This window comes from Streptomyces sp. NPDC053432, from assembly GCF_055585365.1.
This window is the reverse complement of sequence record NZ_JBVJKF010000017.1, coordinates 14,002-33,581: the sequence shown is the minus strand read 5'-3', so window position 1 is coordinate 33,581 and position 19,580 is coordinate 14,002. Positions and strand designations below refer to the sequence as shown.

Annotated in this window: 19 protein-coding genes; 9 read left to right on the top strand and 10 right to left on the bottom strand. The window is 72.3% G+C overall.

The features are described 5' to 3' along the window. The first annotated feature begins 37 nt into the window (after positions 1 to 37). The 5 genes from ACZ6Y1_RS25600 (at position 38) to ACZ6Y1_RS25580 (ending at position 2,571) form a co-directional block, all read left to right on the top strand. Entirely contained in the window at positions 38 to 619 is a 582-nt protein-coding gene (locus tag ACZ6Y1_RS25600; RefSeq protein WP_469634168.1) for a hypothetical protein, read from the top strand. A 13-nt stretch (positions 620 to 632) separates the two neighbouring features. After that, positions 633 to 797 (top strand): hypothetical protein, encoded by a 165-nt coding sequence (locus ACZ6Y1_RS25595; RefSeq protein WP_469634165.1) that lies wholly within the window; start codon positions 633 to 635, stop codon positions 795 to 797. A gap of 290 nt (positions 798 to 1,087) precedes the next feature. After that, positions 1,088 to 1,519 carry a BlaI/MecI/CopY family transcriptional regulator gene (locus ACZ6Y1_RS25590; protein WP_384582212.1) on the top strand — a complete coding sequence of 144 codons (432 nt, stop codon included), beginning with the start codon at positions 1,088 to 1,090 and terminating at the stop codon, positions 1,517 to 1,519. A gap of 11 nt (positions 1,520 to 1,530) precedes the next feature. Further along, entirely contained in the window at positions 1,531 to 2,070 is a 540-nt protein-coding gene (locus tag ACZ6Y1_RS25585; RefSeq protein WP_469634161.1) for an amino-acid N-acetyltransferase, read from the top strand. A gap of 165 nt (positions 2,071 to 2,235) precedes the next feature. Then, entirely contained in the window at positions 2,236 to 2,571 is a 336-nt protein-coding gene (locus ACZ6Y1_RS25580) for a histone-like nucleoid-structuring protein Lsr2 (RefSeq protein WP_469634158.1), read from the top strand. Here the strand turns inward: ACZ6Y1_RS25580 and ACZ6Y1_RS25575 are convergent. Further along, entirely contained in the window at positions 2,556 to 3,203 is a 648-nt protein-coding gene (locus ACZ6Y1_RS25575; RefSeq protein ID WP_469634155.1) for an SCO3374 family protein, read from the bottom strand. The genes ACZ6Y1_RS25580 and ACZ6Y1_RS25575 overlap by 16 nt on opposite strands. A gap of 463 nt (positions 3,204 to 3,666) precedes the next feature. Between ACZ6Y1_RS25575 and ACZ6Y1_RS25570 the strand changes: the two genes are divergently transcribed. After that, entirely contained in the window at positions 3,667 to 6,192 is a 2,526-nt protein-coding gene (locus ACZ6Y1_RS25570; protein ID WP_183066669.1) for an ATP-dependent Clp protease ATP-binding subunit, read from the top strand. Between the two features lie 383 nt (positions 6,193 to 6,575). Then, complete coding sequence (locus ACZ6Y1_RS25565) at positions 6,576 to 7,121, top strand: M23 family metallopeptidase (protein ID WP_469634152.1); 546 nt, start codon at positions 6,576 to 6,578, stop codon at positions 7,119 to 7,121. A 1-nt stretch (position 7,122) separates the two neighbouring features. Here ACZ6Y1_RS25565 and ACZ6Y1_RS25560 read toward each other — a convergent pair whose 3' ends face one another. From ACZ6Y1_RS25560 to ACZ6Y1_RS25530, 7 genes are all read right to left on the bottom strand, one after another. Then, complete coding sequence (locus tag ACZ6Y1_RS25560; protein ID WP_469634149.1) at positions 7,123 to 8,286, bottom strand: LamG-like jellyroll fold domain-containing protein; 1,164 nt, start codon at positions 8,284 to 8,286, stop codon at positions 7,123 to 7,125. A 338-nt stretch (positions 8,287 to 8,624) separates the two neighbouring features. Further along, a complete protein-coding gene (cseC, locus tag ACZ6Y1_RS25555; protein WP_469634146.1) occupies positions 8,625 to 9,941 on the bottom strand; it encodes a two-component system sensor histidine kinase CseC in 1,317 nt (438 codons plus the stop codon). Further along, positions 9,938 to 10,651, bottom strand: a complete 714-nt coding sequence (gene cseB / locus ACZ6Y1_RS25550; RefSeq protein ID WP_469634143.1) for a two-component system response regulator CseB — start codon at positions 10,649 to 10,651, stop codon at positions 9,938 to 9,940. Before cseB ends, cseC begins: the two co-directional genes overlap by 4 nt. 14 nt (positions 10,652 to 10,665) lie before the next feature. After that, complete coding sequence (locus ACZ6Y1_RS25545) at positions 10,666 to 11,355, bottom strand: hypothetical protein (RefSeq protein ID WP_469634520.1); 690 nt, start codon at positions 11,353 to 11,355, stop codon at positions 10,666 to 10,668. A 50-nt stretch (positions 11,356 to 11,405) separates the two neighbouring features. Next, positions 11,406 to 11,966: a SigE family RNA polymerase sigma factor gene (locus tag ACZ6Y1_RS25540; protein WP_385331266.1), complete on the bottom strand. Its 561-nt coding sequence runs from the start codon at positions 11,964 to 11,966 to the stop codon at positions 11,406 to 11,408. Between the two features lie 280 nt (positions 11,967 to 12,246). Beyond that, positions 12,247 to 13,164, bottom strand: coding sequence for an HhH-GPD family protein (locus ACZ6Y1_RS25535; RefSeq protein ID WP_469634140.1), 918 nt, complete (start codon positions 13,162 to 13,164; stop codon positions 12,247 to 12,249). Between the two features lie 28 nt (positions 13,165 to 13,192). Beyond that, positions 13,193 to 13,816 carry a phosphatase PAP2 family protein gene (locus tag ACZ6Y1_RS25530; RefSeq protein WP_469634137.1) on the bottom strand — a complete coding sequence of 208 codons (624 nt, stop codon included), beginning with the start codon at positions 13,814 to 13,816 and terminating at the stop codon, positions 13,193 to 13,195. A 170-nt stretch (positions 13,817 to 13,986) separates the two neighbouring features. Between ACZ6Y1_RS25530 and ACZ6Y1_RS25525 the strand changes: the two genes are divergently transcribed. After that, entirely contained in the window at positions 13,987 to 14,790 is an 804-nt protein-coding gene (locus ACZ6Y1_RS25525; protein ID WP_469634134.1) for a hypothetical protein, read from the top strand. 57 nt (positions 14,791 to 14,847) lie between these two features. Here the strand turns inward: ACZ6Y1_RS25525 and disA are convergent, their stop codons facing one another. After that, positions 14,848 to 15,972 (bottom strand): DNA integrity scanning diadenylate cyclase DisA, encoded by a 1,125-nt coding sequence (gene disA, locus ACZ6Y1_RS25520; RefSeq protein ID WP_469634131.1) that lies wholly within the window; start codon positions 15,970 to 15,972, stop codon positions 14,848 to 14,850. Between the two features lie 149 nt (positions 15,973 to 16,121). Further along, the gene (gene radA, locus ACZ6Y1_RS25515) at positions 16,122 to 17,534 is read right to left on the bottom strand and encodes a DNA repair protein RadA (protein ID WP_469634128.1); all 1,413 of its coding nucleotides are present in this window, start codon (positions 17,532 to 17,534) and stop codon (positions 16,122 to 16,124) included. A gap of 169 nt (positions 17,535 to 17,703) precedes the next feature. Between radA and ACZ6Y1_RS25510 the strand changes: the two genes are divergently transcribed. Next, positions 17,704 to 19,539 (top strand): BACON domain-containing protein, encoded by a 1,836-nt coding sequence (locus tag ACZ6Y1_RS25510; RefSeq protein ID WP_469634126.1) that lies wholly within the window; start codon positions 17,704 to 17,706, stop codon positions 19,537 to 19,539. The last annotated feature ends 41 nt before the right edge of the window (positions 19,540 to 19,580 follow it).

Below are 19,580 nucleotides of genomic sequence, written 5' to 3'. Positions count from 1 at the left end.
GAGGGGATTTTGTCCGATTAGCGCGTATCTTCGGGCCATGCCCACGCCCTACGGATCCCGCGGCGGCATGGCGTTCAGCGCTGCCGAACTGCTCGTGCTGCGGCGCTCCCTCGCCCACGCCCTCCAGCCCGCCACGGCCCCCCTCACGGCCCCGGAGGTCCAGGACTGCCTGCGCCTCGCGCAGTCGCTGGACGACGCGGTCCAGGAGGCGGACCGGCTCAGAGCGTTCCTCCTGGCGGACCTCGCCCGCTACCGGGGCGCTCTGCCCGGCAGCCTCCCCGGGTACCTGGAACTGCTCCAGGACGCCCTCGCGGGCGGCTACGAGCCAGGCCCCGACGACCTCGCCGCCCTGCGCGCCCTGCGGGCGAACCCGGCCGCCGCCGCACTGCTGGCCCGGGCCCAGGGGATCGCGGAGCGCTCCGTACGGCGCCGGCTGTCGACGGCCCCCCGTACGCGGCTGCTGGCGCTCGCCGGGGGCCAGGAGCCGAAGCCTTCCACCGAGCCCCGGCCCAAGGAGCCGCCGCGGCCGCAGAAGCCGGTCCCGACCCCCGGCGAGGTCTTCCCACCCCGCCGCAAGCCCACCCCGCCGCCCCCGGCCCCCGGCCGCGCCGCCGGCTAGCTACGCTGTCGGCATGGACTACGTCTCCGCGCTCGTGCCCCCCGCCGTGATGGCCGCGTTCTTCATCGCCCTGGTCAGGACGATCGTGAAGACCCAGGGCGGCGCGAACAAGGCCAAGGAGGACGCGGCGGTCGACGCCGTGGTCTCCCGGGCCGCCGCCACCCAGCAGCAGAACTAGGGGGTGTTGCGAAAGTCCCGCACGGCGCCCACGGCGCCCACGGCGCCCGGCACGCACTCTCGCCGCACCGGCCGAAGCCCCGAGTACGCCCAGTACGAGGACCTTCGCCCGGCACGCCGAGAGCACGCACCGGACACCGCGGGCACCGCACAGGACTTCCGCAACACCCCCTAGGCAGCTCCCCGCGAGGGGCGACGGCGCACGGCCACACCCGCCGTGCGCCCGATTTTCCTGCGCGTTGCTCCCCGAATAGCCGGGCAATTCCACACAATCCGCACTATCGTGCTGTTGTGCCTCGCCCCCTGGGAGAACTCGAAGACGCGGTCATGACGCGGGTGTGGCAGTGGAACCGCCCGGTCACCGTTCGCGAAGTACTGGAAGACCTCCAGCAGGAACGGTCCATCGCCTACACCACGGTCATGACCGTTATGGACAATCTTCATCAGAAGGGCTGGGTCCGCCGGGAAGCCGAAGGCCGCGCCTATCGATATACGGCGGTCTCCACCCGCGCCGCCTACTCGGCCGCACTGATGAACGAAGCGTGGTCGACGAGCGACAACCCGGCCGCCGCTCTCGTGGCCTTCTTCGGCATGATGTCCGCGGAACAGCGCGAAGCCCTCCGCGACGCCGTGCGCATCGTCCAGCACGACGACGAGACGGCCCCCGCCGCGCCCGAAGCCGAAGGGGACTCCGGCGAGCGGCCGGAGGAGCCGGGACGATAGCGTCCCGTCGCATGGGAGAGTTTTCCGCCGCATCCGCCGCGCCCGCAGAAACAGTGACGATCCGCCGCGCCCGCACCGGTGATGTCCGCGCGGTGCGCCGTCTGCTCGATCAGTACGTGCAGCAGCGGATCCTGCTCGACAAAGCGCCCGTCGTCCTTTACGAGGACATCCAGGAGTTCTGGGTCGCGGAACGCGTCGAGGACGGACAGGTGGTCGGCTGCGGCGCACTCCACGTGATGTGGGAAGACCTCGCCGAAGTGCGCACTCTCGCCGTCGACCGCGAGTTGAAGGGCGCCGGCGTCGGCCATCGCGTACTGGAGCAGTTGTTGCGCACGGCCCGCGACGTCGGCGTGAGCCGGGTTTTCTGCCTGACCTTCGAAGTCGAGTTCTTCCGCAAGCACGGGTTCGTCGAGATCGGCGAGACGCCGGTCGAGACGGATGTCTACATGGAGCTGCTCCGTTCCTATGACGAGGGCGTCGCCGAGTTCCTCGGTCTCGAACGAGTGAAGCCGAACACCTTGGGCAACAGTCGGATGCTTCTGCACCTCTGATCGATCACCGTGGTTTTTCCCGTGCGCCGCCCGCCTGTGGCCTATGTCCGAATCGCGCACGTTTCCCGCCTCCTTGCGGTCCTGAACCTCTCCCCGGGGGTTTGTGTTTTTCAGGCAAAAGCGGTTTCCTTTCCGCGTACTGCTTTTCGATGAAAGGAAATCCCGGTGGCACAGAAGGTTCAGGTCCTTCTTGTCGACGACCTCGACGGTGGCGAGGCGGACGAGACGGTGACGTTCGCTCTGGATGGCAAGACCTACGAGATCGACCTCACCACCGCCAACGCTGAAAAGCTCCGCGGCCTGCTCGACCCGTACACCAAGGGCGGCCGCCGTACCGGTGGCCGGGCCACCGCCGCCCGTGGCGCCAAGGCCCGCGCCGCCTCCACGGCCGGCAGCACGGACACCGCCGAGATCCGCGCCTGGGCCAAGGCCCAGGGGCTGAACGTCAACGACCGCGGCCGCGTCCCGGCCGACATCCGCGAGGCCTACGAGAACCGCTGACCCGCGGCTTCCCGTAGGGGCGTACGCCGCCGCAGGCGCGCCCGGTGGCATTCCGTCGCCGCCGCGGCCACCAGGCGTACGAGATCGGGCCCCCGAGGGGGCCCGGCGGCCCGCCCGGGACCGGGCAGGGCCGGCAGCAGTGCCTCACACCCCTGCTCGGGGGGTCGCAGCCACACGGCGGCCCCCCGAGGGCTTTTCCCGGGGGGCGTCCCCGGCGGAGCCGGGGCGGTGATCAGGCCGCCGGCGCCCAGGGCCGCCAGGTCCAGGGCGACCCCGCCCCACTCCAGCCAGTCGAGCAGCCCGTCCAGCTCCTCCGCGCCCCCTGCGGCCACCAGGAAGTGCATCCGGCTTCCCGCCAGCGCGACGGGGCCCGTGGGGACCGGCCTGCGCAGCAGCGCCGCCCCCGCGTCGGACGGCAGCTCCAGCACGTCGAACCGGGTCCCCGTGGCGAGCCGGCCGGGCGCCGCGCCCAGCACGGTCCACCCGAGAACCCGCTCGTACCAGCCCGCGCACGTCTCCCGCCCGGACGGCGCGCGCGGCGCGGGGACGGCCCCGGCGGGCTGCGGGGCGGTCGGCACGGGCGTCTGCGGAGGGGGTCCCCCCGGACGGGGTCCGGCGGAGGTTGCGGCCATGTCCGGAGCAACTCCCGAATCGGCCCCGGGTTACGGTCGGGGTGACACACCGCACTCACTTCGATGCGGAACGTAAACATCCGTGCGGCCGGGGTCCCGCATTCGGGAGGGAACCGTGTTCGCCCTTAGCGGAGGGAACCGGTGCCACCGGCATGGAGTGTCAGCCCTTACGGGTAAGACATTCCTAGTGGATCGGGGCGACACGCTGATTTGAACGGCTTCCGTTCGCCATCGGCGTACACGCATGACGGGTATCTGCCTGGCCTGCGGGAACATCGTCTCGCACCATCGAGTTGGAGCAGTAGTCGGCTCTAACAGCCGGTTTTCCTCACCGACGTGGGGGTGAGCCGTGGACGGATGTCGGCAGTTGGAATGAGCTGTCCCGCCCCGCGGGACTAGCATGCGGAAGGACAGGGCGGGGACCGACCCCGAACTGCCCGACCGCTCTGAGGAGCGATAAACGATGTTCGAGAGGTTCACCGACCGCGCGCGGCGGGTTGTCGTCCTGGCTCAGGAAGAAGCCCGGATGCTCAACCACAACTACATCGGCACCGAGCACATCCTTCTGGGTCTGATCCACGAGGGTGAGGGTGTCGCCGCTAAGGCCCTGGAGAGCCTCGGGATTTCGCTCGAGGCTGTTCGCCAGCAGGTCGAGGAGATCATCGGTCAGGGCCAGCAGGCCCCGTCCGGCCACATCCCCTTCACCCCGCGGGCGAAGAAGGTCCTGGAGCTGTCGCTCCGCGAGGCCCTCCAGCTCGGCCACAACTACATCGGCACCGAGCACATCCTGCTCGGCCTGATCCGCGAGGGCGAGGGCGTCGCCGCCCAGGTCCTCGTGAAGCTGGGCGCCGATCTCAACCGAGTCCGGCAGCAGGTCATCCAGCTGCTCTCCGGTTACACCGGGGGCGGCAAGGAGTCGGCCACGGCCGGCGGCCCGGCCGAGGGCACGCCCTCGACCTCGCTGGTCCTCGACCAGTTCGGCCGCAACCTCACCCAGGCTGCCCGTGAATCCAAGCTCGACCCGGTCATCGGGCGCGAGAAGGAGATCGAGCGGGTCATGCAGGTGCTGTCCCGCCGGACGAAGAACAACCCGGTCCTCATCGGCGAGCCCGGCGTCGGCAAGACCGCCGTCGTGGAGGGCCTGGCGCAGGCGATCGTCAAGGGTGAGGTCCCCGAGACCCTCAAGGACAAGCACCTCTACACGCTCGACCTGGGTGCCCTCGTCGCCGGTTCCCGCTACCGCGGTGACTTCGAGGAGCGCCTGAAGAAGGTGCTCAAGGAGATCCGCACCCGCGGCGACATCATCCTGTTCATCGACGAGCTCCACACCCTGGTGGGTGCGGGTGCCGCCGAGGGCGCGATCGACGCCGCCAGCATCCTCAAGCCCATGCTGGCCCGTGGTGAGCTGCAGACCATCGGTGCCACGACGCTCGACGAGTACCGCAAGCACCTCGAGAAGGACGCGGCCCTCGAGCGCCGCTTCCAGCCGATTCAGGTGGCGGAGCCTTCCCTCCCCCACACGATCGAGATCCTCAAGGGCCTGCGCGACCGCTACGAGGCCCACCACCGCGTCTCCATCACGGACGAGGCCCTCGTCCAGGCGGCGACGCTGGCCGACCGGTACATCTCGGACCGCTTCCTCCCGGACAAGGCGATCGACCTGATCGACGAGGCCGGCTCCCGGATGCGCATCCGCCGGATGACCGCGCCGCCGGACCTCCGTGAGTTCGACGAGAAGATCGCGGCCGTCCGCCGGGACAAGGAGTCGGCCATCGACTCCCAGGACTTCGAGAAGGCGGCTTCTCTCCGTGACAAGGAGAAGCAGCTGCTGGCGGCGAAGACCAAGCGCGAGAAGGAATGGAAGGCCGGCGACATGGACGTCGTCGCCGAGGTCGACGGCGAGCTCATCGCCGAGGTCCTCGCGACCGCGACCGGCATTCCCGTCTTCAAGCTCACCGAGGAGGAGTCCTCGCGACTGCTCCGCATGGAGGACGAGCTCCACCGCCGCGTCATCGGCCAGAAGGACGCCATCAAGGCGCTCTCCCAGGCGATCCGGCGTACCCGTGCGGGTCTGAAGGACCCGAAGCGCCCGGGTGGCTCGTTCATCTTCGCCGGTCCGTCCGGTGTCGGTAAGACCGAGCTCTCCAAGACGCTCGCCGAATTCCTCTTCGGCGACGAGGACGCGCTGATCTCCCTCGACATGTCGGAGTTCAGCGAGAAGCACACGGTTTCCCGTCTCTTCGGCTCGCCCCCCGGTTACGTGGGCTACGAAGAGGGTGGCCAGCTCACCGAGAAGGTGCGCCGGAAGCCGTTCTCCGTCGTCCTCTTCGACGAGGTCGAGAAGGCCCACCCGGATATCTTCAATTCCCTTCTCCAGATCCTGGAGGACGGTCGTCTGACCGACTCCCAGGGCCGGGTCGTGGACTTCAAGAACACGGTCATCATCATGACGACCAACCTGGGTACCAGGGACATCTCGAAGGGCTTCAACCTGGGCTTCGCGGCCCAGGGCGACACGAAGACCGGCTACGAGCGGATGAAGGCGAAGGTCAACGAAGAGCTCAAGCAGCACTTCCGGCCCGAGTTCCTCAACCGTGTCGACGACACGGTCGTCTTCCACCAGCTCACCGAGGAAGACATCATCCAGATCGTCGACCTGATGATCGCCAAGGTCGACGAGCGCCTCAAGGACCGCGACATGGGCATCGAGCTGAGCGGCGACGCCAAGCTCCTGCTCGCCAAGCGCGGCTACGACCCGATCCTGGGTGCCCGTCCGCTGCGCCGGACCATCCAGCGTGAGATCGAGGACGTGCTGTCGGAGAAGATCCTCTTCGGCGAGCTGCGCCCCGGTCACATCGTGGTCGTCGGCAAGGAGGGTGAGGGCGAGGAAGCCAAGTTCACCTTCCGCGGCGAGGAGAAGTCGGCCCTGCCCGACCTCCCCCCGATCGAGGCCACGGGCTCCGGCCCGGACCTGTCGAAGGGCGCGTAACGCGAGAGCGGTAGAAGGGGCGGCCCCGGAACCTTTCGGTTCCGGGGCCGCCCCTTTTCCGTTGCCCTCCGAAGGGCCCGGACCGGCCTGCCGAAGGTCCCCCTGCGGTGACAAGCCGCACAGAACAAATCGGACGTACTAGTCGTATTCGTAGATCCAATGCGCCTCGGCCGATGCCCTTTGTCGCAGGTCGGGGCCGAGTCAACAGGCCGCAGAGCCCGACCCCTCCTACGACACCGGGTAGTAAAAGGGATGTTTGGGAAAGTTCGGGAGCTCGGGTTACCAAGGTGAGGCCAGCCCGGCATGCGCTTCATCGTGCCGGGTCACTTCATGCCCCTGACGGGCATGACACCGCCCTTGTCCCCGGCCCCGGAGGTCCGTTCATGTTCGCGAAGCGCGTCAGCACCCGTCGTACCCGTATCGCCGTCACCGCCACCGCTCTCGGCGCCGTGCTGGCCGTGGGAGCCGGGACGACCGCCGCGTTCGCCGACACGACGCAGACCGGCAAGGCCGCGTGGGAGAAGCCCGTCGCCAAGTACACGCTGTCCGCGTCCTTCGCCCAGGCCGGCGGCATGTGGGCCCACAAGCACTCCGGCCAGGACTTCGCCGTCCCGTCCGGCACCCCGGTCGACGCCGCCGCGGCGGGCGTCGTCGTCAAGGCCGGCCCCAACGGCGGCGGCGACGGCCCGGCCTACGGCAACGCCATCGTGATCAAGCACGGCAACAGCACGTACTCCCAGTACGCGCACCTCTCGAAGATCCAGGTCAAGATCGGCCAGAAGGTCGCCAAGGGCCAGCGGATCGCCCTGTCCGGCAACACCGGCAACTCCAGCGGCCCGCACCTGCACTTCGAGATCCGCACCACGCCGAACTACGGCTCGGCCGTGAACCCGGTCGCCTTCCTGCGCAACGCGGGCGTCACGGTCTGATTCAGCCGATCACCCAGAAATGGGTCGCGGTGGCCTTCGCCCCGGCGTCGAGCTCGCCCTTGCGGTAGGCCTCGGCCTGCTCCGGGGAGAAGGCCATTCCGTAGAACCGGATGTAGTTCATCGAGCCCTGCCAGGCGCCGACCCAGGTGTTGTCATGGCGGGCCCGGCCCAGCTGGAACGGACCGGCGTTCTGCCAGATCCCCGGGATCTGGGCCTCGCCGGCCTTCTTTCCCTCCACGTAGAGGGCGATCGTCTTCTTCTCGGCGTCGTGGACGGCCGTCAGCACGGTCGTCGTCTTGAGCGTCTTGGCGCCCTCGGCGGCGACGGTCACGATGGTGGGCTTCGCGCCCTTCTCCGTGGTCCGTACGCGGAACACCCACGCCGGCTTGTCGTTCACCTCGTCGGCGCCCACCTCGAACGAGAACGACTCTCCGGTGCCCTGGCTGAAGGCGATGTGCGCGCCCTTCGCGGCGGAGTAGTTGTTGACGCGGGCCGAGAGGGAGAAGCTCTTGGTCGTGTCCACGGCCGCCTCGGTGGCCTGGGCGTACGAGTTCGCGTTGCCCTTGAGGCGGAGTTCGTAGTGTTCGCCCACCTTGGGCACGGTGGCCTCGGGGCCCATGCGGATGCTGGTCTTGCCGATGCTGTCACGGAGCAGCGACGGGTCGCTGGCGACGGTGGGGGAGTAGGCCTTCGGCGTACCTTCACCGGCGTCGGGCGAGGCGGGCGCGGACGAGGCGGGCGGGTTGGTGGCGACGTCCTTCGGGTCGTCGCCGCCGGACTTGTCGCCGTTGAGCAGCAGGAACGTTCCGCCGCCGGCGAGCAGCAGCAGCACGGTCACGCCGCCGCCGATCATCCAGAGCCGCTTCTTGCGCCGCTCGGCTGCCGACCGGTCTGCCATGGCCTCCCAGTCCGGCTGATCGGCGGAGGGCATGACCGGCAACCCCTGGTCCGGGCCCTGCGCGAACGGCTGCGGCGGGCCGAAACCACCGGCTGTGGGCTCGTTCGGCGGGTAGCCGTAACCACCGCCCTGCGGGTAGCCGTAACCACCGCCCTGCGGGGGCGGGAACCCGTAACCGCCGCCCTGCGGGGGCGGGAACCCGTAACCGCCGCTCCCCGGGGCGGGTTCGGGCTGCGGGCTGCTGGGAGGATTCGTACCGTCGGTCATGCCAGGGATGCTAAGTCACTGCCCCGTACGGTCGTAGGCCCGGTGCCGCCACACGCCTGCGCGGCACGAACCCGGGCCGCCTCCTGCTGCCGCCGCGCCGTTGGGGTCCCCCCCGGCAGGGCGCCGAACGCCCCGCACGGTGCCGCTGCGCGGGGCTGGTCCCCTACCCGCCCTTCCACCGTTCCCCGGGGCTCCGCCCCGGACCCCGCGCCTCAAGCGCCGGCGGGGCTGGGTCGGGGGCTCCGCCCCGGAGCTCGTGCCTCAGGCGTCGGCAGGGCTGGGGAACTCCAGCCTCGCCAGCGTTTGAGGCGGGGGCGCGGAGCGCCGTGGGTGGCGCCTCACGGGATCTGGATCACCGGGAAGCTGCCCGTTGCCGTGGGGGCGTGTTCCGGGAGCCACAGGACCGCCACCGCGCCCGCCGCCCCGCCGGCCCCGGCCCCGCCGGCCACCGCCGGAGCCGCCACGTTGCGGAACGTCAGCCGTGCGCCCAGCACCCGTGCCTGCCCCTCCGCGATGGTCAGCCCGAGCCCGTGCCCCACGCCCGCCCGGTCCGTGGACCCCGTACGGAAGCGGCTCGGGCCTTCGCGCAACAGGGCCTCCGGGAAGCCGGGGCCGTGGTCGCGGACCCGGACGACCCGCCCCTCCACGTCGACCTGGATCGGCGGCTGCCCGTACCGCGCCGCGTTCGCCAGCAGGTTCCCCAGGATCCGCTCCAGCCGCCGCGGGTCGGTGCTGACGATCTCGTCCGCGACCACCCGTACCGAGGCCTCCGGCATCAGCGCCTTCACCCGCCGGGTCACGAACTCGCCCAGCGCCACGTCCTGCAGCTCGGCCCGCTCGGACGCGCTGTCCAGCCGGGCCACCTCCAGTACGTCCTCGACCAGCGCGCGCAGCGCCTGCGCCCGGTCCCGCACCAGCTCCGTCGGACGCCCCGGGGGCAGCAGTTCCGCCGCCGTGAGCAGCCCCGTCACCGGGGTCCGCAGCTCGTGCGCGATGTCCGCGGTGACCCGCCGCTCCGCCTCCAGCCGCTGCTGCAGCGCGTCGGCCATGGCGTCCACGGCCCGTGCGAGATCGTCGGTCTCGTCGCGTACGACGCCCCCGACCGCGTCCCGCACCCGCACCTCCGGGTCCCCGTGCGCCACCCGCTGGGCGGCGGCCGCCGCCTTGCGCAGCCGCCGCGAGATCTGCCCGCCGATGAGCACGCCGAGCGCGGAGCCGCCGATGACCACGGCGAGGGAGCCGATGACCAGGGCCCGGTCCAGGTCGCGCACCATGTTGGCGCTCTCCCGGAACTGCGTGTGCAGCGACAGCACCTGCCCGTTGCCGAGCGGTACGGCGGCCCACACCTCCGGCAGCCCGTGCGGGTTCTCCTGCACGAAGGTGCCCCGCCGCCCCGAACGGGCCTTCTCGCGCAACTGCGCGGGCAGTTCGGGGTCGTTGACCTTGGCGCCCATCATGGGACGGCGTCCCGAGTCGGTGTTGCGGGAGATGAACTGGACGCGGTCCAGCTGCACCTCACGGGCGCTCTCCAGCATCGACACCCGGGCAGCGCTGTGCACCACCAGGCTCAGTGCGACGGCGGTGAGCGCGCCGACGGCAGCGATGGCGAGGGTGATCTTCCAGCGGATCCCCGTCCGGAGGGTGAACCGTCTCATGCCTTCAGCTTGTATCCGAAGCCCCGGACCGTTTCGATCCGGTCCTGCCCGATCTTGGTCCGCAGCCGCTGCACGTGGACGTCGACGACGCGGGTGTCGCCGCCCCAGTCGTAGTCCCAGACCCGCTCCAGCAGGCGGTCGCGCGAGAGCACGGTGCCGGGCGCGGAGGAGAACTCCAGCAGCAGCCGCATCTCGGTCGGCGTCAGGGCCACCGGGGCGCCCGCCTTCCGTACCTCCATGCCTTCGGTGTCGACCTCCAGGTCACCGAAGGACAGCACCCCGCGCTCCCCGTCCCGGCCGTCGCCGTCGGCGGCCGGGCCGCCGTTCCGGTCGCCGCCGGAGTGGTCGAAGCGGCGCAGCACCGCGCGGATGCGGGCGACGAGCACGGAGCCGTCGAAGGGCTTGGTGACGTAGTCGTCGGCGCCCGCCTCCAGGCCCAGCACCACGTCGATGGAGTCGGCGCGCGCCGACAGCATGATCACGGGGACGGTGGACTCGTCGCGGATGCGGCGGCACAGGCTCACGCCGTCCATGCCGGGGACCATCACGTCGAGCAGGGCGATGTCGGGCCGGTCCGCCCGGAAGGACTCCAGACCGGACAGCCCGTCGGGCATGGCGGTGACCACGAACCCGTCGCGCTCCAGCGCCAGGGTCGTGGCCTCACGGATGACGTCGTCGTCCTCGACGAACAGGACATGGGTCTCGGCCATGCGGAAGCCTCGCCTCAGTTCTTCTGGGTCATGGCCGGGGCCGGCTGGGCCCCGCCGTCGACCACGTTGCTGTACTCCGAGTGGACCCGGTCCCGCTCGGTGAACTTCTCCCCGTTCCAGTGGTACGTGATCACGTCCTCCCCCGACGGATACGCGAGCGCGTCGCTCTTCGCGTAGACCTGCTTGGTGACCACCAGATCGCCCCGGTCGATCTCCGCGTACAGGGGTGGCTGCTCGTCCGAGAACACATTCTCGTACTTGCCGCCCTCCGAGCGGTACACGTACGAGCCGCGGCCGAGCGCGTCCGCGCAGGACAGGACGTTGACGACGAGGTCGGCGACCGAGTTGCCGGTGACCTTCCCGTAGCTCACGTCCACCGGGTACTCGTTGCCCGAGCAGGGCTTGAGGTCCCGCTTGACCGCGGGGCTGACCCTGGGGTCCGCCATCAGGAGCTTGACGGGGTCGACCTTCCGCACGGCCTGCCCGAAGGGGGCGGTGGACGGCGAGGAGGGGTCCTCCGCGTCCCCGGACGAGGAGGGGGTCCCGGGCTCCGTGGGCGAGGTGGACGCCGCCGGTGCCGCCGTACCGGCCTTGGCCACGGCATCGCTGCGGGCGGGGCCGCCGTCGCGCAGGCCGGTGCCGCCGGTGGAGCAGCCGACCGCGAACACGGCAGTGCCGACGAGGACGATCGCCCCCGCCGACATCAGGATCAGGGAACTGCCGGGCAAGCCCGTCGAACCCCTGTTGTGGCCGTTCAGGCCGCGCACCGCTCACGCCCCTCGTACCGGATGGTGTGGTCACCGCGTTCCAGCGCGCGCATGTCCAGGTCCCGGCTCTCCAGTTCCTGCCGGAGGCGGGCCAGTGCGCGATGCAGTGTGCTCTTCACCGTACCCGCAGACATCCCGAGCGCGGCAGCGGTCTCCTCGGTGCTCATCTGCTCCCAGTGTCGCAGCACGACCACACTGCGCTGCTTGGGCGCCAGCACCTTGAGGATGTCCATCAGCAGCGCGCGGTCGGCGCGCTGGTCGGAGCCGTCCTCGACGGAGGCGTCGGGCAGCTGCTCGGTGGGGACCTCTTCGAGCTTGCGGGCGCGCCACCACTCGGTACGGGTGTTGATCATGACGCGGCGGAGGTAGGCGTCGGCGAGGGACTTGTCCGCGATGCCGTCCCAGCGGCCGTAGGTGCGCACGAGTGCGGTCTGCAGGAGGTCCTGCGCGTCCGTGGGGTCCGGGACGAGGCGCCGGGCACTGCGCAGGAGGGCGTCCTGCCGGGTGCGTACGTACTCCTCGAATCCGAGCACCTCGCCGTGCGCCATCTCAACCGCCTCCGCTGTCATCCGCCCGCTCCTCCGCTGTCTTACGGATCCGAAGGTACGGAGGGGTTGTCACGGCACTGTGCGGTCCAGACCTCGGTGGGCGCACGGACACCCATAGGTTGTGTAACAGCGGCTGTGAGCTGGGGTTTCCCGGCGGAAGCGGAATGGTTGAGTCGACTACTACTGCGTCAGCCAAGGCTGCTGACGCCCCTTCGGATCCCGTCGTCGCGTCACCCGGCGGTCACCCGGCAGTCATCCGGTGGTCATCCACGCACCGCCCTCACGTCATCGGAAGCCGGTACAGGGACCCCGCGAGCGGCTCCACCAGTCCGTCCGAGACCAGCCCGTCCAGCGCCCGGGCCCGCTGCACCGGCTCGTCCCAGACGGTGTCGAGCACGGACTGCGGTACGGGCCCCACCGCCTCCCGGAGCACGGCCAGCAGCCTGCCGCGCACCTGCCGGTCCGTGCCCGCGTAGGTCTGCCCGCGCCGCGGCGGTCCCTCGTGGGCCGGCTTCCCGGCGAGCCGCCAGGCGCACAGCCGGGCCACCGGGCAGCGGGCGCAGTCCGGGTTCTTGGCCGTGCACACGAGCGCGCCGAGCTCCATCGAGGCCGCCGCCCAGCGGGCTGCGGTCTCCTCGTCCTCCGGGAGCAGCTCCCTCGCCAGGCGCCGCTCGGCGGCCGTGGTGGCGTTCGGCGGGTACTCGATCCCGGTGGCGGCCCGGGCGAAGACCCGTCGCACGTTCGTGTCGAGCACGGCGTGCCGTTGGCCGTAGGCGAAGGAGGCCACGGCGGCCGCCGTGTACTCGCCGATCCCGGGCAGCGCGAGGAGCTGCGCGTGCTCGCTCGGTACGTCGCCCCCGTGCCGCTCCGTTATCGCCGCGGCCGCGCCGTGCAGACGCAGGGCCCGGCGCGGGTAGCCGAGCCGCCCCCAGGCCCGTACGGCCTCCCCGGGGGCCTCGGCGGCCAGGTCGGCGGGGCGCGGCCAGCGGGCGATCCACTGCTCGTAGACCGGCAGGACCCGGCTGACGGGGGTCTGCTGGAGCATGAACTCGCTGACCATGACCCCCCAGGGGCCGGCCTCGGGGCGGCGCCAGGGCAGGTCGCGGGCGTGCTCGTCGAACCACGCGATGACGGGGGAGTGCAGCGCGTGCGGGGCGGCGGGGGACGCGGCGGCGGATGCGGAAGCGGAAGCAGTCATGGCAGACGGCATCCTGGCACGTTTCGGGTCAGGTCGTCGGGCCCGGGCCGGTGAACCAGACGGCGGGGCGGAGGCCGCTCGCCCGCATGGCGGTGATGACCGCGCAGGCCGGGCGGGTGAGAGCGAGGACGAGGACGGCGGCCAGGGAGCCGCCCAGCAGCAGGCCGGCCGCCACGTCGTACGGGTAGTGCACGCCGACGTAGACGCGGGAGAAGGCCATCAGCAGCGCGAGCGGCACGGTCAGGAGCGCCAGGCGGGGCACGGCGAGGGCCAGCGCGACGGCGGCGGCGCCCGCTATGGCGGCGTGGTTGCTCGGGAAGGACCAGTCCCCGGGCGCGGGGCAGGCGATGAGGGAGGCCGGGGCCCCGGCGACGGCGCGGCAGGGCCGCTCCTCGTCCACGGCCGACTTCAGGATCTCGGACACGACGTAGGCGGCCGCGGTGGCGAGCGGCGCGAGGACGGCGAGCGCCACCGGGCGGGCGCCGCCCACGGCCCCCGGGGCCCGCCCGCGCGAGCGCCACCAGACGGCTGTGAAGAGCAGGCCGAAGAGAAGGAGCCCGTACTCGGTCCAGAGCTCGAACGCCGACCGCGTCCAGGCGGGGGTGGAGTGGGCGAAGCCGGTGATGTCGCGGTAGAGAGCCGAGCTGTCCATGGTGACCGACGGTACTGACGGGCAGGTGAGCGGGACGTCAGGTGCGTGGCCGGATTCGATCCGTCAGGCGTGCGCCCGATCGCGCCCGCAAGCCGATCATCGGCAAATCGAGCCCGCTGCGCGGCATGTGGGGCACTGATCACGCCGCGAATTCTCGTAAGGTTCCGTTCGTGGGATCTCTGCGCAATCCGGTCGGGCCGCTCCCCTCCTCCATCTACTGGCGACGGAGGGCCGTGCTGGCGTCCGTCGTCGCGCTCCTCGCGCTCCTCGCCGTATGGACCGTCAGTTCCGGTGGGGGCCGGACGAGTACGAACGGCAAGGGCCAGAAGGGCCCCGACACCGTCACCGCCATCACCCCCGGCCCCTCCGGCACGGGACCCGCGATCGGCACCGCCCCGGGCGGCCGCGCGGAGTCCTCGGGCGGCGGCTCCACGGGCTCCGGCGGCGGCTCGGGCGACGGCGGCAAGAACGGGGACACGGGTGCCGGCAAGGGCGCGTCCGGAGGCTCCGGTTCCGGCGGTTCGGGCAGCTCCGGCGGCTCGGCTGCGGTCCCGGCGGACTCACCGCTGATCACGTGCGCGCCCGGTGCGCTGCAGTGGGAGATCAAGAGCGTGAAGAACGAGTACGAGGCGAACGAGAAGCCCCGCCTCGAACTTGTCGCCCGCAACACCTCCGGCAGCACCTGCAAGGTCGACCTCGGCCCGAAACAGGCGGTCCTGACGATCCTCCAGGCGACCACCAGCAAGGCCGTCTGGTCCTCGGCGGACTGCCCGACGGGCCCGGGCAACGCCTTCTTCCGCATCCCGGCGGGCGGCGAGACGAGGCAGCCGCTGGACTGGGACCGGCGGTTCAGCGCCCCCGACCAGTGCCAGTCGCCCCCGGCGGGGTCCGCGGGGCCGGACACGTACGTGGTCGAGGTGAAGGCCCCGGGCATGCCGGTGGCCCGGACCTCCTTCGTCCTGAAACAGGACTGACCCCGGGTCTCCGCCCGAGCGGGGGTTCGGGGGCGGAGCCCCCGGCAACGGCGCGCCCTAGACGTAGCGTTCCAGGATGGACGACTCCGCCAGGCGGGACAGTCCCTCGCGGACGCTGCGCGCCCGGGCCTCGCCGACCCCGTCCACCGCCTGCAGGTCGTCCACCGAGGCCGCCAGCAGCTTCTGCAGCCCGCCGAAGTGCTCGACCAGCCGCTCGATGATGGCCCCCGGCAGCCGGGGGATCTTCGCAAGCAGCCGGTAGCCCCGCGGGGACACCGCCGAGTCCAGGGTCTCCGGCGAGCCGGTGTACCCCAGCGCCCGGGCCACGATCGGCAGTTCCAGCAGCTCCGCGTGGGTCAGCGCGTCCAGCTCGGCCAGCGCCTCGTCCACCGTGCGGGAACGCTTCGCCGTCGGCTCCGGCACGTAGTCCCGGATGACCAGCTCCCGCTCCTGCTCGATCCCGACCGTCAGCTCGTCCAGCTGGAGCGACAGCAGTCGCCCGTCCGTGCCCAGTTCGACCACGTACTCGGCGATCTCGGTCGCGATCCGGCGGACCATTTCCAGCCGCTGCGCGACCGCCGTCACGTCGCGCACCGTGACCAGGTCCTCGATCTCCAGCGCCGACAGCGTGCCCGCGACCTCGTCGAGGCGCAGCTTGTACCGCTCCAGCGTGGCCAGCGCCTGGTTCGCGCGGGACAGGATCGCCCCGGACTCCTCCAGGACGCGCCGTTCACCGTCCACGTACAGCGCGATCAGACGCATGGACTGGGAGACCGACACCACCGGGAAGCCGCACTGCTTCGAGACGCGGTCCGCGGTCCGGTGACGGGTGCCCGTCTCCTCCGTCGGGATCGAGGCGTCCGGCACCAGCTGCACGCCGGCCCGCAGGATCTTGGTGAGGTCCTTGTCGAGGATGAGCGCGCCGTCGAGCTTGCACAGCTCGCGCAGCCGGGTCGCGGTGAACTCCACGTCCAGCACGAAACCGCCGGTGCACATCGCGTCGACGGTCTTGTCCATGCCGAGGACGATGAGCCCGCCGGTGTTGCCGCGAACGATCCGTTCGAGACCGTCACGCAGCGGCTGACCAGGGGCGACCGCGCTCAGCGAGGCGCGCATCAACGCCTCGTGCTTGGAGCTCGCGCCGGACTTCCCGGATGCTGCTGCCCCGTCCTTGGCTGCCACTGCACTCCTCCGGTCGCGGGTTGCGCCGCCTGCCTCCGGCCGGGCGGACCACCCAGAAGTCTACCGGCGCGCGCTGCGGGCCCACCGTGGCTCGGCCAGGAGGGGCCCGGCAGGGCCCCGCACGGGCGCCCCGGCCGGGGCGCCGAGCCTCAGTCCGCGGCCCGCTCCCTCGCCGGCGTACGGGACCGGCCGCGCGGCAGGACCCGCAGCGCGTCACCCATGTCCGCGACCTCGATGACCTTCATCCCGGCCGGCACCTTCCCGGGGTCGGACGGCACCAGCGCGTGCGTGAACCCGAGCCGGTGCGCCTCCGCGAGCCGCCGCTGTACGCCCGTCACGCGCCGCACCTCGCCCGCCAGCCCGACCTCCCCGATGGCCACCAGGTTCTTCGGGAGCGGCACGTCACTGGCGGCGGAGGCCAGGGCGAGCGCGATCGCCAGGTCGGCGGCGGGCTCGGTGAGCTTCACCCCGCCCACCGTCGCGCTGTAGATGTCGCGCTTGCCCAGCGCCGTGATCCGGCCGCGCTGCTCCAGCACCGCCAGCATCATCGAGACGCGCGAGGTCTCCAGACCCGAGGTGGTGCGCCGCGGGGAGGGGATCTGCGAATCCACCGTCAGCGCCTGCACCTCGGCGACCAGCGGGCGCTTGCCCTCCAGGGTCACGGTCAGGCAGGTGCCGGGAACGGCCTCGGCGCGGCGGGTCAGGAACAGCCCGCTGGGGTCGGCGAGCCCGGTGATCCCCTCGTCGTGCAGCTCGAAGCAGCCGACCTCGTCGGTCGCGCCGTACCGGTTCTTGACCCCCCGCACGAGCCGCAGCCGGGCGTGCCGGTCGCCCTCGAAGCTCAGCACCACGTCCACCAGGTGCTCCAGCAGCCGGGGACCGGCGATGGCCCCCTCCTTCGTCACGTGACCGACGAGGAGCGTGGACATGCCGCGCTCCTTCGACGCCCGGATCAGCGCGCCGGCCACCTCGCGGACCTGCGCCATCCCGCCGGGCGCGCCGTCGATCTCGGGCGAGGCGACGGTCTGTACGGAGTCCAGGATCAGGAGGGAGGGCTTCACCGCGTCCAGGTGTCCCAGCACGGCGGACAGATCGGTCTCGGCGGCCAGGTAGAGGTGGTCGCTCAGCGCGTTGATCCGGTCGGCGCGCAGCCGCACCTGGCTCGCCGACTCCTCACCCGTGACGTACAGCGTGCGGTGCTCGTCGCTCGCCGCCTTCGCCGCGACGTCCAGCAGCAGCGTCGACTTCCCGACGCCCGGTTCCCCGGCGAGCAGCACGACGGCGCCGGGCACGAGCCCGCCGCCGAGGACCCGGTCCAGCTCGTCCACGCCGGTACTGCGCGCGGTCGCCGTCCGCCCGTCGACCTGCGCGATCGGCAGCGCGGCCGCCGACACCCGCCCGGCGGCGGTGGTCCGCACGGCGGGCGCGCCCATCTCCTCGACGGTGCCCCACGCCTGGCATTCGGGGCACCGGCCGAGCCATTTCGCGGTCGTCCAGCCGCACTCGGAGCAGCGGTAGGACGGCCGGTCCTTGGCGGATGAGCGAGATGTACGGGCAGCCATGCCGCAACGGTAGCCGCCGCCACCGACAGCGAAGGATTCCGTCCGGGCACGGGGGTGCGCCGGAAGCCGTCAGGGCCGCTGTCAGTGCTGTACCGATCTGTTCACCCGTAAGGGCTAAATGTGCTGAAGGCTTCCGAGGCGTCACCGGCGAGCCGCCTACGGTCGCCAGGTGAACAGCAGCCACCAGGCACACCCCTCACCGCGCACCGGCGCACACCGGGCGCACGGGCGCGGCCCCCTCGACGCGGAGCAGCCGCCCGCCTTCCGGCACGAGCCCTACCTGGACGGCCTGTTCACGTACTGCCTGTCGGTCCTGTGCGACCACGACACCGCCACCGACGTGCTCGGCGACGTCCTCGCCGTGGCCGAGCGGTACCCCGGCCGCTGCCCGCACGAGGGGGAGCGGCGGGCCTGGCTGTACGCCCTGGCCCGCTGGGGCTGCCTGCGCAGGCTCGCGGAGCAGCGGCGCGCGAGACAGGGCGCGCATTCCGCCCGGCGTGCGCCGGAGCACACCGGCCACGGTCGTGCGCCGGGTGGTGACGGAACCCCGGACCCCACCGGGACGCCCACGAGACCCGCGTCGCCCGCGCACCGCCCGCTTGACGTCAGCGCCTACCGCCGCACCGAGCTTGCCCGCCTCGCGTGGCCCGAGGCCGCCGGCACCACGCCCGAACAGCGCGAGGCCCTCGAACTCGCCGTCCGCCACCGCCTCGGCGTCGGCGAACTCGCCGCCGTCCTCGGCACGTCCGCCGCCGCCGCCCGCGAACTGCTGACCGGCGCCGCCTGCGAGGTGGAACGCACCCGCGCCGCCCTCGCCGTCGTCGAGACCGGCAATTGCCCGGCGGTCTCCCGGCTCACCGGGGACGACGGGACGGGCGGAACACCCGGCGGCGCGGGCGGGTTCGCGGGCGGGGGCGTCCTCCTCTCCAGCAGCCTGCGCGCCGAGCTCGTCCGCCACGTCGACGACTGCCCGCGCTGCCGCCGCGTCGCCGAACGCGTGGGCGCCGCGGCCCCGTGGCCAGGCTCCGGCGGCATCGACCCGGTCGGCCTCCCGCTCGTCCCGGCACCCCGTACCGCCGTCCACGCCGCGATGCTCCGCTCCGGCCGCGCCGGCCGGGGACGCGGCCCGGGCCCGCGCTTCGACCGCACCGGCTTCCCGATGGACCCCAAGGACCGCGTCGCCCGCCGCGACCGGCTGCGCGCCCGCGCCGTGACCACCACCGTCGTCGCCACCGTCGTCGCGGCCCCGGTCCTGGCGCTGTGGGCGGCGTACCGCGGCGCCCCCAGCACGGCCGAGCCCGCCGGCGGCGCGTCCGCCCGTATCTCCGCCAGCGAGTCGGAGCTCCCGACGGCCCGTACCGACGGCCACCCGCTGGCCGCGTACGAGAACACCGGGAACACAACCGCCACCACCGGCACCCCCGGCTTCGCCCCGGACAGCGGGGAACCCGACGTCTCCGTCGAGGTGATCAGCAGCGGCCCCCCGGTGACGGACCGCGCCGGGGCCGCCGGCCGGCTCACGGTGGCCGCGTCCTCGTACGGCAGCACCACCGTGCTCACCCTCACCGCCTCCGGCGGCGCCCCGGTGGACTGGCGGCTGTGGTCCGACGCCCCCTGGCTGCGGACGAGCCGTACGGCGGGGACCCTGGCCCCAGGAGAATCGGTCACCCTGACCGTCGCCGTCGACCCCGAGGCCCAGCCCGTGGGCGCCTGGAGGGCCCGGGTGGGCGTGGACCCGGGCGGCACCGTGGTCTCCATCCAGGGCCGGGGACGCCCGGCACCGCAGCCGCCCTCGACGCCGACCCCGGCTCCGACCCCGACCCCCGGCCAGTCCGAGAACCCGCAGCCGACCCCCACCGCGACCCCGGCGCAGACCCCCGCCCCGACGCCGTCCGAGACCCCGCCCGGGTCCCCGACGCCGACACCCGCGGCGAGCGAGCCGGGCCCGGGCCCGGAGCCGGGCGGATCGGCTTCCCCGGGGCCGGGGGGCACGCCGGGGCCGTGAGCGGCGGTGGGGCCGTGGGGCGGCGTGGCCGTGAGCGGCGG